This window comes from Kitasatospora sp. NPDC127067 (assembly GCF_042724755.1).
GTDB classification, from domain to species: Bacteria; Actinomycetota; Actinomycetes; order Streptomycetales; family Streptomycetaceae; genus Kitasatospora; species Kitasatospora lactacystinica.
Map to the genome: position 1 here is coordinate 73,627 of NZ_JBHXEM010000026.1, position 14,584 is coordinate 88,210.

The 14,584-nt window shown below is 72.2% G+C and carries 12 protein-coding genes; 4 read left to right on the forward strand and 8 right to left on the reverse strand.

Annotated elements, in window-relative coordinates; all coding sequences use genetic code 11:
* Positions 1–47: 47 nt before the first annotated feature.
* The 6 genes from mreD to ACFWJ4_RS14380 all read right to left on the reverse strand — a co-directional run bounded on the left by mreD (position 48) and on the right by ACFWJ4_RS14380 (position 5,433).
* Entirely contained in the window at positions 48–686 is a 639-nt protein-coding gene (gene mreD, locus ACFWJ4_RS14355) for a rod shape-determining protein MreD (protein ID WP_359908147.1), read from the reverse strand.
* Between the two features lie 3 nt (positions 687–689).
* Positions 690–1,661, reverse strand: a complete 972-nt coding sequence (mreC, locus tag ACFWJ4_RS14360) for a rod shape-determining protein MreC (protein WP_359908150.1) — start codon at positions 1,659–1,661, stop codon at positions 690–692.
* Positions 1,662–1,776: 115 nt separating this feature from the next.
* A complete protein-coding gene (locus tag ACFWJ4_RS14365; protein WP_049648984.1) occupies positions 1,777–2,802 on the reverse strand; it encodes a rod shape-determining protein in 1,026 nt (341 codons plus the stop codon).
* A gap of 365 nt (positions 2,803–3,167) precedes the next feature.
* Complete coding sequence (ndk, locus tag ACFWJ4_RS14370) at positions 3,168–3,581, reverse strand: nucleoside-diphosphate kinase (RefSeq protein ID WP_359908153.1); 414 nt, start codon at positions 3,579–3,581, stop codon at positions 3,168–3,170.
* 108 nt (positions 3,582–3,689) lie between these two features.
* On the reverse strand, positions 3,690–4,040 hold the full coding sequence (locus tag ACFWJ4_RS14375; protein WP_380543329.1) for a DUF4233 domain-containing protein: 351 nt from the start codon (positions 4,038–4,040) through the stop codon (positions 3,690–3,692).
* 1 nt (position 4,041) lies between these two features.
* Positions 4,042–5,433 carry a bifunctional folylpolyglutamate synthase/dihydrofolate synthase gene (locus ACFWJ4_RS14380; protein WP_380543332.1) on the reverse strand — a complete coding sequence of 464 codons (1,392 nt, stop codon included), beginning with the start codon at positions 5,431–5,433 and terminating at the stop codon, positions 4,042–4,044.
* 184 nt (positions 5,434–5,617) lie between these two features.
* Between ACFWJ4_RS14380 and ACFWJ4_RS14385 the strand changes: the two genes are divergently transcribed.
* From ACFWJ4_RS14385 to ACFWJ4_RS14395, 3 genes are all read left to right on the forward strand, one after another.
* The gene (locus ACFWJ4_RS14385) at positions 5,618–7,051 is read left to right on the forward strand and encodes a glycosyltransferase family 2 protein (RefSeq protein WP_380543335.1); all 1,434 of its coding nucleotides are present in this window, start codon (positions 5,618–5,620) and stop codon (positions 7,049–7,051) included.
* 64 nt (positions 7,052–7,115) lie between these two features.
* Positions 7,116–8,261, forward strand: coding sequence for a non-hydrolyzing UDP-N-acetylglucosamine 2-epimerase (gene wecB / locus ACFWJ4_RS14390; protein ID WP_380543338.1), 1,146 nt, complete (start codon positions 7,116–7,118; stop codon positions 8,259–8,261).
* 165 nt (positions 8,262–8,426) lie between these two features.
* On the forward strand, positions 8,427–9,965 hold the full coding sequence (locus tag ACFWJ4_RS14395; protein WP_380543341.1) for a chitinase: 1,539 nt from the start codon (positions 8,427–8,429) through the stop codon (positions 9,963–9,965).
* A 43-nt stretch (positions 9,966–10,008) separates the two neighbouring features.
* On the opposite strand, the gene ACFWJ4_RS14400 is transcribed toward ACFWJ4_RS14395, so the two are convergent.
* Both ACFWJ4_RS14400 and ACFWJ4_RS14405 read right to left on the reverse strand, forming a co-directional pair.
* Positions 10,009–10,533: a hypothetical protein gene (locus ACFWJ4_RS14400; protein ID WP_380543344.1), complete on the reverse strand. Its 525-nt coding sequence runs from the start codon at positions 10,531–10,533 to the stop codon at positions 10,009–10,011.
* A gap of 312 nt (positions 10,534–10,845) precedes the next feature.
* A complete protein-coding gene (locus ACFWJ4_RS14405) occupies positions 10,846–13,485 on the reverse strand; it encodes a valine--tRNA ligase (RefSeq protein WP_380543346.1) in 2,640 nt (879 codons plus the stop codon).
* Positions 13,486–13,675: 190 nt separating this feature from the next.
* On the opposite strand from ACFWJ4_RS14405, the gene ACFWJ4_RS14410 reads away from it, so the two are divergent.
* Positions 13,676–14,545 carry a hypothetical protein gene (locus ACFWJ4_RS14410; RefSeq protein ID WP_380348082.1) on the forward strand — a complete coding sequence of 290 codons (870 nt, stop codon included), beginning with the start codon at positions 13,676–13,678 and terminating at the stop codon, positions 14,543–14,545.
* Positions 14,546–14,584 lie beyond the last annotated feature (39 nt).

Here is a 14,584-nt window from a genome sequence, read left to right on the forward strand (position 1 = left end):
CGTGCGCTCCAGGATGCGGGGAGGTCGGGTGGTCGGGGCCGGGCCGGTTACGGGCGGCGGACGAAGCCGGGCACGCGCCGCTTCTTGTACGACGGGCCCGTCGAGGCCTCGCGGGTGGTGCGGTAGCGGGCCAGGGTGCCGAGGCCGGAGCTGCCCTCGTCGTCGTCCGCCGCGGCCACCGGGTCACGCCCGAAGCGGCGGCCGAGGTACATCACCAGCGGCACCACGAAGGGCGCCAGCAGCAGGTCGTAGAGCAGGGCGCTGATCACCAGTCCGCCGAGGCCGACGTGCCGGGCCGCGGTGTCGCCGACCAGGGCGCCGACCATCGCGTAGAGCAGGGTGGAGGCGACCGCCGCGGCACCGACCACCAGCAGCGAGCCGGCCACGGAGCGCTGGCGGCCGTGGTCCGGGCGCAGCAGTCCGGCGGCGTAGCCCATCAGGCAGAGCACCAGCGCGTAGCGGCCGATCGCGTGGTCGGAGGGCGGTGCGAGGTCGGCCAGCAGGCCGCCCGCGAAGCCGACCAGGCAGCCGCCGGTGGGTCCGTAGACCATGGCCAGGCCGACCACGACGAGCAGCAGTATGTCCGGGGTGGCTCCCGGGAGCTGGAGCCGGCCGAAGACGCTGACCTGGAGGATCAGGCCGAACAGGACGAGGCCGGCGGAGACGGGGATGCGGGCGAGGCGCATGGCTCAGTTCCCCCCAGTGGGCTTGGCGGGCGGGGCGGCGGGCGCGGAGGCCGGGACCTGTCCGGGCACGGAGGCCGGGACCTGGCCCGGCGCGGCGGCCGGCTGGCCCGCGGCGGGCGCCGGCGGCAGGACGGCGTCGCGCGGGTCGGCGCGCGGCGGCACGACCACCACGCCGACCAGGTCCAGCCGGGTGAACTGGACGAAGGGTTCGACCATGACGGTCTTGGTCAGCTGGCCGGCGTTGGCCTGGACCTCGACGACCTTGCCGACCGGGACGCCGGGCACGAACGGGCGGCCGCTCTGCGAGCCGAAGGTGACCAGCCGGTCGCCGGCCTTGACCTGGGCCTTGCCGTTGAGCAGCGAGACCTTCATCGGGCTGTCGCCGCCGCCGGAGGCGAAGCCGATCTCGCCGGTGCCCTCCAGCCGGGTGCCGGCCGAGAAGCCGGGGTCGGAGGCGAGCAGCACGGTGGCGGTGGTCGGGGCGACGGTGGTGATCCGGCCGACCAGGCCCTGACCGTTGATCACCGTCATGTCGCGGGTGAGGCCGTCGTCGCTGCCGGCGTCGATGGTGATGGTCCAGGAGAAGCCCTGGGCCGGGCCGATCGCGATGACCTGGGCCGCCTTGACGGTGTAGCCGCCGGCGCCGGCCGTGCGCAGCAGGTCGTCCAGCTGCTTGGTGCGCCCGGTGGCCATGTCGGAGGAGGCGAGCTTCTGCCGCAGTTCGGTGTTCTCGCGGGCGAGCTGGTCGGTGCGGCCGCTGTCGGTGGCCGCGTCCCGGAAGGCGCGGACGGTGTCGGCGACCGGGTCCACGACGGTGGCGGCTCCGCGCTCGACCGGTCCGAGGACACTGGCGGCGGCGTGCCGGGCCGGGCCGAGCGGGGAGTCCTCACCGCCCTTGATGTCCACGGTGATCAGCGCGAAGGCGACGGCCACCAGCAGGATGAGCAGCAGCCGGCTCTCTCGTGTGTCCCTCACGGTGCTGGTACTGCCCCTTCGTACCTGGCCGCCGCCCGGGGCTGTGGGGCCCGGGCGGCGGCCCGTTCAGTCGAGTGTCGGATGTGACGCGTGGTACCGGTGGTGCGGCGACGTGTCAACGACGCGGCGAGGCGTCGAGTACCTGCTGGAGGGCCTCGAACTCCTCGACGCACTTGCCGGAGCCGAGCGCGACGGAGTCGAGCGGGTTCTCCGCGATGTGGATCGGCATGCCGGTCTCGCGGCGCAGCCGCTCGTCCAGGCCGCGCAGCAGGGCGCCGCCGCCGGTGAGCACGATGCCCCGGTCCATGACGTCGCCGGCCAGCTCGGGCGGGCACTGGTCGAGGGTGGTCTTGACCGCGTCGATGATCGCGTTGACCGGCTCGTCGATGGCCTCGCGGACCTCGGCGGCGGAGATCACCACGGTCTTGGGCAGACCGCTGACCAGGTCGCGGCCGCGGATCTCGGCGTGCTCGTCCTTCTCGCCCTCCAGGCCGAAGGCGCTGCCGATGCTCATCTTGATCTGCTCGGCGCTGCGCTCGCCCAGGAGCAGCGAGTACTCCTTCTTGATGTGCTGGACGATCGCGTTGTCCAGCTCGTCGCCGGCCACCCGGATGGACTGGGCGGTGACGATGCCGCCGAGCGAGATCACGGCGACCTCGGTGGTGCCGCCGCCGATGTCGACGACCATGTTGCCGGTGGCCTCGTGGACGGGCAGGCCGGCGCCGATCGCGGCGGCCATCGGCTCCTCGATGATGTGCACCTGGCGGGCGCCGGCCTGCGAGGAGGCCTCGATGACGGCGCGGCGCTCGACGCCGGTGATGCCGGAGGGCACGCAGACCACGACGCGGGGGCGGGCGAGGTAGCGACGGCGGTGGATCTTGAGGATGAAGTACCGCAGCATCCGCTCGGTGATCTCGAAGTCGGCGATCACGCCGTCCTTGAGCGGGCGGATGGCGACGATGTTGCCCGGGGTGCGGCCGATCATCTTCTTGGCCTCGGCGCCGACCGCGAGGATTCCACCGGTGTTGGTGTTCACCGCGACGACGGACGGCTCGTTCAGGACGATGCCCTTGCCCCTGACGTACACCAGCGTATTGGCTGTTCCGAGGTCGATCGCCAAGTCGCGGCCGATGAACGACAGGTTGCTCGCCATGGGGTGTGGGTGCCTTCCCGGGCTCGGAGTTCATGGGGGGGTGGACGAATGCGCGCCCACGCTTGGGCGGAGACCAGCTGAGCTGCCTTACCGGGCCCTTGAGTCGCGTCCATCGTAGTCACGCCGCGCGGCACGGACGTAGACGTGGGGCATACCGTCCATTGTCCGGGGCGTGATCGCATCTCCGAGGATTGGGACGCCGTGTCGGCGCCTCCAGTTCCCTATTTCACGATAAGAATGCCCCGGCCGGGCCAATGGTCCCGACCGGGGCGGACGAAGGTCCTGCGGGTGCGTCACCCGCTTCCCCGGGGTGTGTCACCCCTGGTCCCGCCGGGCGTGTCGCCCGGTCCGGGTCAGGCGTGCGCGGGGAAGAAGATCTTGATCTCGCGCTCGGCGGACTCCGGGGAGTCGGAGGCGTGGATCAGGTTCTCGCGGGTGATCGTCGCGTAGTCGCCGCGGATGGTGCCGGCGCCGGCCTCCAGCGGGTTGGTGGCGCCGGCCAGCATGCGGATGCCCTTGACGACCTCCTCGCCCTCGACGATCAGCGCGATCGACGGGCCGGAGGTCATGAACTCCAGCAGCGGCTCGTAGAACGGGCGGCCCACGTGCTCCGCGTAGTGCTGCTCCAGCGTCGCCCGCTCGAAGGTGCGCAGCTCGACGGCGGCGAACCGCCAGCCGGCCTTGCGCTCGATGCGGCTGATGATCTCGCCGGCCAGGCCGCGGCGGACGGCGTCGGGCTTGAGCAGGACGAGAGTGCGCTGGGACACGGTGCGTCTCCTGGGGATTCGGTTCGGCGGACAGTCGGGTCGACAAGAGGCGCCGACAGGGCAGAGATTACCTTGCGTACACGGCGTGTCGGTCCGCCGGTCCGGGCCTCAGACCTGTACTGCGGCGGCCTCCGCGGCGGCCCGGGCGGCCTTGAACTCGTCGACCTTGCGGCCGTAGTGCACCGAGCACCACCACAGGCCGGCGAAGACCACGCCGAGACCGAACATGGTCGGCAGGATGAAGCCGCTGGCGATCAGCCCGATCTGCAGCGCCCAGCCGATCTGCACCGCGCCGGGGCGGTCGATCATGCCGCAGAGCAGGACGCACAGTGCCATCGCGATGCCGCTGACCGTCCACACCTCCGCGCCGGAGACGTCGGTGAGCCGCACCGCGACCAGCGCCGCGAAGAGGATCAGCAACGCTTCGCCGATCAAGGTCGAGGAGCAGAGCGTCCTCATGTCACTTCCTCCCGAGCAGCAGGCGGGCCTCGCCCACCGTGATGACCGAACCGGTGACCAGCACCCCGGAGCCGCCGAGGTCGCCCTCCTCCTCGGCGAGGGTGACGGCGGCGGCGATGGCGTCGTCGAGCCGGGGCTCGACCTGGACGCGGTCCGGGCCGAAGACCTCCACGGCCAGCGCCGCGAGCGCGTCGACGTCCATCGCGCGGTGGGTGGAGTTCTGGGTGATGACGACCTCGGCCAGGATCGGCTCGAAGGCCTCCAGCACGCCGGCCACGTCCTTGTCCCCGGAGGTGCCGATCACGCCGACGAGCCGGGTGAAGCCGAAGGACTCGGTGAGCGCGGCCACGGTGGCGCGGGCGCCGTGCGGGTTGTGGGCGGCGTCCAGGACGATCGTGGGGCTGCGGCGGACGACCTCCAGGCGGCCCGGCGAGGAGACGCCGGAGAAGGCCTGGCGGATCTTGTCCACGTCCAGCTGCCCGCCGCGCGCGCCGCCGACGCCGAAGAAGGCCTCGACCGCGGCCAGGGCGAGGGCCGCGTTGTGCGCCTGGTACTCGCCGTGCAGCGGGATGAAGACGTCCTCGTACTCCTCGCCGCCGAGTCCGCGCAGCGTCACCAGCTGTCCGCCGACGGCGAGTTCGCGGCGGATCACGCCGAACTCCATGCCCTCGCGGGCGACCGTGGCGTCCACCTCGACGGCGCGGCGCAGGATGGTCTGGGCGGCGTCCAGCTGCTGCTGGGCGACGACGGCGACGGCACCGGACTTGATGATCCCGGACTTCTCGACCGCGATCTCGCCGGTGGTCCCGCCGAGCTTGTCGGTGTGGTCCAGCCCGATCGGGGTGATCACCGCGACGGCGGCGTCGATGACGTTCGTGGCGTCCCAGGAGCCGCCCATGCCGACCTCGACCACGGCGACGTCCACCGGGGCGTCGGCGAAGGCCGCGTAGGCCATGCCGGTCAGCACCTCGAAGAAGGACATCGGCACCGGCTGCGCCGCGTCGACCATCCGCACGTAGGGCTCGATGTCGCGGTAGACCTCGACGAAGCGCTCGGGGCTGATCGGGGCGCCGTCCAGGCTGATCCGCTCGGTGACGGACTCCACGTGCGGGCTGGTGTAGCGGCCGGTGCGCAGCTCGAAGGCGTTGAGCAGCTGCTCGACCATCCGGGCGGTGGAGGTCTTGCCGTTGGTGCCGGTGATGTGGATGGAGGGGAAGGACCGCTGGGGCTGGCCCAGGATGTCCATCAGCGCCTCGATCCGGTCGAGCGAGGGCTCCAGCTTGTTCTCCGGCCAGCGTTCGGAGAGCTCCGCCTCGACGTCGCGCAGGGCGTCGCCGGTGCCGCCGTCGGCGGGGCGGATGGTGTACGGGTTCGGGTCGGCCTTGTCGCTCACGACCACAGTCTACGGAGCGCCGACGGGTCCTCCTCACGGGGTGAGAACCACCACTTTGCCCGCCCTTTGCCCTGATCGCCCATTTTTCTCCCTTTACTATCGATTTGGCGATTTGAACCGCAATGAAGCATCGATTCGCAACCGATGGGAGCCCACGGCCTTTGATCACTAGGAGTAGTTCGCCATGCCCGACGCCCTGCACGCATGGATCGTGCTTCGCCAGGACTCCGTCGTCCGGATCGCCGGACTGATCTCCCTGGCCCTCGTCGGCTACATGCTCCTGGTCTTCGGCCGCTTCCTCGTGTACTGGGCGGGCTCCCGGCACGCCTTCCGGCACGGCCGCCCCGCCGAGCCCGGCGACCCCGCCGCCTTCCAGTGGCACCTGGTGATCCCCTGCCGCGACGAGGAGGCCGTGGTCACCCAGACCCTGGACGGCCTGCGGGCCGGTGCGCCCGAGGCCCACCTGTGGGTGATCGACGACGACAGCGAGGACGCCACCCGCGAGCTGGTGCTCGCCGCCGCGGCCCGCGACCCGCGGGTCCACCTCGTCCAGCGCCGCCGCCCGCACGCCCGGATCGGCAAGGGCGCCGCCCTCAACGCCGCCTACCGGGAGATCTCCGCCTCGCTGCCCGAGGGCACCGACCGCTCCCGGGTGGTGATCGGCGTGGTCGACGCCGACGGGCAGCTCGGCCCGGGCACCCTCGCCCGGGTCTGCAGCGCCAAGGCGCTCGGCCGCCCCGACACCGGCGCCGTCCAGATCGGCGTCCGGATGCGCAACGCCGACGACGAACTCCCGCTGCCCGGCCGCGGCCGGGCGGCCAACGCCCTGGCCCGCGCACTGGTGCGGATGCAGGACGTCGAGTTCCAGGCCACCAACACCGGCATGCAGCTGCTGCGCCGCCGCACCGGCAGCGTCGGCCTCGGCGGCAACGGCCAGTTCGTCCGGCTCACCGCCCTCGACTCGCTGACCGCCGAGGAGGGCCGGGCCGGCCGCCCCTGGCCGGAGCGCGCCCTGCTGGAGGACTACGAGTCCGGCCTCGACCTGCGGCTGGCCGGCTGGCGGCTCACCCACGTCACCGAGGCCCAGGTCTCCCAGGAGGGCCTGATCTCGCTGCGCCGCTTCCTCACCCAGCGCACCCGCTGGGCCCAGGGCAACATGCAGTGCCTGCGCTACACCGGCCGGGTGCTGCGCTCCCCGCACTACACCCCGTCCGGCAAGGCCGAGGTGCTGTACACCTTCCTCCAGCCGGTGGTCTGCGTCCTGCTGGTGCTGCTCCTCCCGCTCTCGCTCGGGATCACCGGCGCCGGGGTGGTGCTCTTCCCGGAGGAGACCGCCGAGTTCCAGCTCAGGTTCGGCCCGTGGATGCTGCTCGCCTTCGTGCTCGCCGCCCTGCCGATGGTGTTCTGGGGCTTCGCCTACCGCAAGGCCGTCCACCCCGACCGGAGCCGGCTCACCGCCCTGCTCTGGGGCGTCCTGGTCTGGCTCTACGCCTACCACCTGTTCGTGGTCGCCACCCGGGCCGCGGTCCGGATGCTGCTCGGCCGCAACGGCTGGGCCAAGACCCGCCGCAACGCCGAGAAGGTCGCCGTCGGCGCCCCCACCGCGCTCGAGTCCTGACCCGCGTCCCGAGCAGCCCGCCCCCACGCCTCCTCCCCGCACCACGTCCCGACCGGAGTCCCGCATGAGCACGTGCCTGCCCCCGTCCAGCGTCGCCGTCGTCCTCGGCACCCGCCCCGAGCTGGTCAAGCTCGCCCCACTGATCCACGAGCTCGGCGACGCCACCCGGCTGGTGCACACCGGCCAGCACTGGGACGAGGCGATGTCCGGCCGCTTCCTGCGCGACCTCGACCTGCCCGAGCCCGAGCTGCTCACCGGCGTCGGCGGCCGCCCCCGGGCCGGCCAGATCGCCCGGTCGCTGGGTCAGCTGGACACCGCCTTCGCCGAGGACCGCCCGGTGGCCGTGGTCGTCCAGGGCGACACCAACGCGACCCTGGCCGGGGCGCTGGCCGCCAACGCCCGGGAGATCCCGCTGGTCCACGTCGAGGCCGGACTGCGCAGCTTCGACCGGGCGATGCCCGAGGAGCACAACCGGGTGATGGTCGACCACGTCTCCGACCTGCTCTGCGCCGCCACCGGGGAGAACGTCGCCAACCTGCGTGCCGAGTCGCTGGCCGAGGAGCGGATCGAGCTCACCGGCAACACCGTCGTCGAGGTGGTCCGCCGTCAGCTGCCGGACGGGGCCGCCCGCGCCGCCCTGCTCGCCGCGCACGGGCTGCGCCCGGACGGGTACGTGCTGGCCACCGTGCACCGCCCGGAGAACACCGACACCGCCGAGGCGCTCGGCGCGGTGCTCGCCGAGCTGGACCGGATCGCCCGGGCCGGCACCCCGGTGCTGTTCCCGATGCACCCGCGCACCCGGGCCGCCGTCGAGCGCTTCGGCCTGGACGGCCTGCTGGAGCGGCTGGCCGTCACCGGCCCGGTCGGCTACGGCGACTTCCTGGGCCTGGCGGGCCACGCGGCCCTGCTGGTCTCCGACTCCGGCGGCGTGCAGGAGGAGTGCACGGTGCTCGGCCGCCCGCTGCTGGTGGTGCGCCGCTCCACCGAGCGTCCGGAGGCGGTGGCGGCCGGCTTCGCCGCGCTGGTGCCGCCCGGCGAGGAGCTGGGCGCCCTGGCCCGCGCCTGGCTCTCCGACACCCCCGAGCGGCTCACCCGGCTGGCGGCCACCCCGAGCCCGTACGGCGACGGCCTGGCCTCGGCCCGGATCGCCGCGCTGACCACCGCGATCGCCGGGCCGGCCGGGGTCGGGTCCGCACCACTGGCCGCGTAACGCCCCCTTGACAGCAGAATTGGTCTACTCCACCTTGTGAGGCAAGTCTCCGTTCCCGACCGGGACTTGAGTTGTCGGTAGCTCCCGCACGCGCACCATCGACACCCCGGACGGCGTTCCTCCCCCACGAGGCGCCGCCGGGCCTCCCCCACTGGAGACGGAGTCATGCCACCTGCCCGACACCGGCGCCCGCGCGCCGTCCGTTCGCTGCTCGCCGGAGCGAGCGCCCTGGTCATCGGCCTGGGCGGACTCGCCCTGGCCGACGGCACCGGCGCCCATGCCGCCGACAGCGATCTGATCACCAACGGCGGCTTCGAGACCGGGAACCCGTCCGGCTGGACCTGTTCGAGCGCCACGGTCCGGAGCACCGCCGCGCACTCCGGCACGTACGCCCTGCAGTCCACCCCGAGCGGGAGCGACACCGGCGAGTGCACCCAGACCGTCGCGGTGAAGCCCTCCTCCTCGTACACCCTGAGCTCCTGGGTCCAGGGCTCGTACGTCTACCTGGGCGCCCGCGGCACCGGCGGCACCGATCCGAGCACCTGGACCCCCGGCGGCACCGGCTGGACCCAGCTGAGCACGGGCTTCAGCACCGGCCCGAACACCACCAGCGTCACCGTCTACCTGCACGGCTGGTACGGGCAGCCGGCCTTCGCCGCCGACGACGTCTCGCTGCTCGGGCCCGGCGGACCGCAGCCGTCCCCGAGCCCGACCGCCACCACCACCGCCTCACCGAGCCCGACGGCCACCGCCACGGGCACCGGCAGCCCCACCCCCACCGGGACGTCGACCCCGACCAGGCCCCCGGGCCTGCCCAAGCACATCCTCACCGGCTACTGGCAGAACTTCGACAACGGCGCCACCGTCCAGCGGATCAGCGACGTCCCGGCCGCCTACGACATCATCGCGGTCTCCTTCGCGGACGCCACCGCCACCCGCGGCGGCCTGAGCTTCACCCTCGACCCCGCCCTCTCCTCCCGCCTCGGCGGCTACACCGACGCCCAGTTCAAGGCCGACATCGCGGCCAAGCGGGCGGCCGGAAAGCGGGTGGTGCTCTCCATCGGCGGACAGAACGGCACAGTCTGGGTGGGCGATTCCGCCTCGGCCGCGAACTTCACCGACTCCGCCTGGGCACTGATGCAGGGTTACGGCTTCGACGGGATCGACATCGACCTGGAGAACGGCATCAGCTCCACCTACATGGGCCAGGCGCTGCACGCCCTGGCGGCGAAGGCCGGGAGCGGATTCGTCCTCACCATGGCGCCGCAGACGATCGACATGCAGTCGACCGGCATGGAGTACTTCAAACTGGCGCTGAACGTGAAGGACATCCTCACCATCGTCAACATGCAGTACTACAACTCCGGCGCGATGAACGGCTGCGACGGGAACGTCTACTCGCAGGGCACCGAGAACTTCCTCACCGCGCTGGCCTGCATCCAGCTCAAGGGCGGGCTGCGCCCCGAGCAGGTGGGGCTCGGGGTGCCGGCCTCCACCAGCGCCGCCGGCGGCGGGTACCTCGCCGCCGGCACGGTCAACAACGCACTGGACTGCCTGGCCTCCGGAACCAACTGCGGCAGCTACAAGCCGGACACCAAGTGGCCGGGCATCGGCGGCGCGATGACCTGGTCGACCAACTGGGACGCCAAGGCGGGCAACCCGGTCGCGAGCACCATCGGTTCGCATCTGCACGCCATGCCGTAGCCGGACCGGCCGGCCTGCCTGCCTGGCTGCCGGCGGCCCGGGTTCAGACCCCGGCCCGGGCCTCCGGCACATGCGCGGCGCCGCCGTGTCGACGGCGCAACTCGGCCGTGATCTCGGCCAGTTCGCCGTCGGGCAGCAGCGGCAGCATCATCGCGACGCCCTGCAGCAGGCCGCCGAGCAGGAAGGTGGTGTCCGGCGTCGCCGCCACCAGGCCGCGGACCTCGGCCACCTCGCCGGCCGCCACCGCCTCGATCAGCCGGGCGGCGCTCGCGGTCTCCTCGTCCACGTCGACCGCGCCGGTGTCCTCCGGGGCGCGCCGGGCCATCGCCCGCAGCACCCTGTCGCCGACCTCGGGGGCGTACGCCTTGCGGACGGCCTCGGCGGCGATCCAGGTGAGCAGGGTGGTCACCTCGCGCTCGGCGTGCTCGGCGAACAGCAGGTCCAGCTCGTGGTCGAACGCGATCTGGTTGCCGTGCCGGAACGCGAGCAGCAGGGTCGCCGCCCTGGCCTTGGCCTCCTCGACCGCCTCCACAGGCAGTTCGTCGGCCAACTCCTCGGTCACCACCACGCCATGCCCTCCCGTCCGTCGCTCAGCAGGAACGCTCAGCGGAAACGCCCATTCGGAAACTCCGTGCACACGGTACACAGCGGACCTGCAAACTTCCGCGAACCCGCGCGGGCAAGACCGGAATCAATTCGCTCGGAATAGGACCTCACCCGGTCGCAGGATGATAATTCGCCGGAAGGGAGCAATGTTTCTGGGCTATTTGGTGTAGTGAAAGCACCCGGGTAGCCGTTCCGGAAGCGAACACCGGAAAAACGCCCGAGGGGCCGCACCCCGCGTGTCGCGGTGTGCGGCCCCTCGGGGACCGGTCCGGGCTCAGCCCTGCGGCAGCGCCGCGAGCTGGGCGGTGATCCGGGCGATGTCGGCCTCGGCGGCCTCCTGGCGGCCCCGGATCTTGGCGACCACCTCGTCCGGCGCCTTGGCGAGGAACGCCTCGTTGCCGAGCTTGGCGGTGGTCTGGGCCTTCTCCTTCTCGGCGGCCGCGAGGTCCTTGGCCAGGCGCTTGCGCTCGGCCGCGACGTCGATGGTGCCGGAGAGGTCCAGCGCGACGGTGGCACCGGCGACCGGCAGCGAGGCGGTGGCCGCGAAGCCCTCCTCGGGAACGGTCAGCCGCAGCAGCGAGCGGATCGCGGCCTCGTGGACGGACAGCACGGTGCCGGCCAGCTCCAGCTGGGCCGGGACGCGCTGCGCGGGCTGGAGGCCCTGGTCCGAACGGAACCGGCGGACCTCGGTGACCACCTGCTGGAGGGTGGCGATCTCCGACTCGGCGGCCGCGTCACGGTAGCCGCTGTCCTTCGGCCACGCGGCCACGACCAGCGACTCGGCGCCGGTGAGCGTCGTCCACAGCGCCTCGGTGACGAACGGGACGACCGGGTGCAGCAGCCGCAGCGTGACGTCCAGGACCTCGCCCAGCACCCGGCGCGAGGCGTCCGCCTGCGGGCCGCCCTTGGCCAGGGTGGTCTTGGAGAGCTCGACGTACCAGTCGAAGACCTCGTCCCAGGCGAAGTGGTACAGCGCGTCCGTCGCCTTGGCGAACTGGAAGTCGTCGTACAGCGCGTCCACCTTGGCGACGGTGGCGTTCAGCCGCGACAGGATCCAGCGGTCGACCGCGGTCATGTCCTCGGGCGCGGGCAGCGCGCCCTCGGTGGTGGCGCCGTTCATCAGCGCGAAGCGGGTCGCGTTCCAGATCTTGTTGCAGAAGTTGCGCGAGCCCTTGACCCAGTCCTCGCCGATCGGCACGTCGGCGCCCGGGTTGGCGCCGCCGGCCAGGGTGAAGCGGACGGCGTCGGCGCCGTAGGCGTCCATCCAGTCCAGCGGGTCCACGGCCGTGCCGGAGGACTTCGACATCTTCTTGCCGAACTCGTCGCGCACCAGACCGGTCAGGGCGACGGTCTTGAACGGCGCCTCGCCGTCCATCGCGTACAGGCCGAACATCATCATCCGGGCGACCCAGAAGAAGATGATGTCGTGGCCCGTCACCAGGACGTCGGTCGGGTAGAACTTCTCCAGGTCCGCGGTCCGCTCCGGCCAGCCGAGCGTGGAGAACGGCCACAGACCGGAGGAGAACCAGGTGTCCAGGACGTCCGGGTCCTGGACCCAGCCCTCGCCGGTCGGCGGCTGCTCGTCCGGACCGACGCAGACGACCTCGCCCTCGGGGCCGTACCAGACCGGGATCCGGTGGCCCCACCAGAGCTGGCGCGAGATGCACCAGTCGTACATGTTGTCGACCCAGTCGAAGTAGCGGCGCTCCAGCTCCTTCGGGTGGATCTCCACCTTGCCGTCGCGGACGGCGTCGCCGGCGGCCTTGGCCAGCGGCTCGACCTTGACCCACCACTGCAGCGACAGCCGCGGCTCGACCACGGTGTGGCAGCGCGAGCAGTGGCCCACGGCGTGCATGTACGGGCGCTTCTCGGCGACGATCCGGCCCTGCTCGCGCAGCGCGCCGACGACGGCCGAGCGGGCCTCCAGCCGGTCCATGCCGAGGAAGGGGCCGTGCACGGTGATCGCACCGCGCTCGTCCATGACCGTCAGGTTGGGCAGGTCGTGGCGCTGGCCGATGGCGAAGTCGTTCGGGTCGTGCGCGGGCGTCACCTTGACGGCGCCGGTGCCGAACTCCGGGTCGACGTGCTCGTCCGCGACGACCGGGATCTCACGGTCGGTCAGCGGCAGCTTGATGGTCCGGCCGATCAGGTGCCGGTAGCGCTCGTCCTCGGGGTGGACGGCCACCGCGGTGTCGCCCAGCATCGTCTCGGCCCGGGTGGTGGCGACGACGATCGAGTCCTCGCCCTCGCCGTAGCGGATCGAGACCAGCTCGCCCGGCGTGTCCTCGTGCTCCACCTCGATGTCGGACAGCGCGGTGAGGCAGCGCGGGCACCAGTTGATGATGCGCTCGGCGCGGTAGATCAGGCCGTCGTCGAAGAGCCGCTTGAAGATGGTCTGGACGGCCTGGGACAGGCCCTCGTCCATGGTGAAGCGCTCGCGCGACCAGTCCACGCCGTCGCCGAGGCGGCGCATCTGGCCGAGGATGCGGCCGCCGTAGCTCTTCTTCCACTCCCAGACCTTCTCGACGAAGGCCTCCCGGCCCAGGTCGTGGCGGGAGAGGCCGGACTCGGCGAGCTGCTGCTCGACCTTGTTCTGGGTGGCGATGCCGGCGTGGTCCATGCCCGGCAGCCAGAGCGTCTCGTAGCCCTGCATGCGCTTGCGGCGGGTCAGCGCGTCCATCAGCGTGTGCTGGAAGGCGTGGCCCAGGTGCAGGGCGCCGGTGACGTTCGGCGGCGGGATGACGATGGTGTAGGCGGGCTTGTCACTCTTCGCGTCCGCGGTGAAGTAGCCACGCTCCACCCAGCGCTCGTACAGCTCGCCCTCTACGTCCGCGGGGGTGTAGGTCGTCGGGAGGGTCGCTGCTTCGTCCCCGGCAAAGGTGCTCACGGGGCGCTGGTTCGTCGTGTCGGTCACGACGCACAGTTTACGTAACCGGGGGGAGGGTCACGAACCGCTTTCGGTGCCCGGACCCGCCGCGCCCGGGCGGGCCCCGGTCCGCCACCGTGCGGTAGCGTGCCCGGGCACTCGTCCGGCGGACCGGACGGGCACGGAACGACTGGACACCACGACAGGCCGCGGGTGCGGCGGGGGAGCACGAACGCAGATGTACGGCCAGGGACAGCAGTACCCGCAGGGACAGCCGCAGCCCTACGGCGGCCAGCCGCCGCAGTACGGGGGGCAGCCGCCGCAGTACGGCCAGCCGCAGCAGCAGCCCTACGGCGCTCCCCAGCCCCCGTACGGCCAGCCCCAGTACGGGCAGCCGCCGCAGCAGCCCTACGGCGCTCCCCCGCAGCCGTACGGCGCGCCGCCGCAGGCGCCGTACGGCCAGCCGGGCTACCCGCCGCCCCAGCAGCCCAAGGGCAAGGGCGGCCTGGTGATCGGGCTGGTGGTCGGCGCGCTGGTGCTGGGCGGCGGCGGCTACGCCGCCTGGTCGTTCCTCGGCGGCAAGGACGCGGGCGGCCAGTACAAGCTCACCGCCCCGCAGACGCTGCTGGACGGCTACGTCCAGAAGTCGGCGAAGGAGGAGGCCGCCGACATGAGCAAGCCCGAGGTCTCCAAGGTCGGCAAGGACCTGCACGCGGTGGTGGCCAGCTACGGCAAGGGCACCGACGTCAAGAACGTGGACTCGCTCTCGGTGATCGGGATCTACGGCGACCTCAACGACCCGGACCAGATCATCGCGGACTCGAAGAAGGACGGCGGCGGGGTCAGCTGGACCACGCCGATGACCGACTACCCCGCGAAGGACAGCCACGCCTCCGCCGGCAAGCTCAGCTGCGGCGTGATCAGCGTGATCGCCGGCAAGGCCGGGCCGACGGTCTGCGTGTGGGCGGACAAGTCCACCTACGGCCGGGTCACCTTCACGAAGATGAGCCTGGGCAGCACCGGCGGCGACAGCGGCCAGGGCGTCACCCCGGACCAGGCCGCGGAGAAGACCCGGGCGATCCGCGACGCCATGAAGGTCGCCAAGTAGCGCGCACGTGACACGGGAGGGGCCCCGCACCGGATCCGG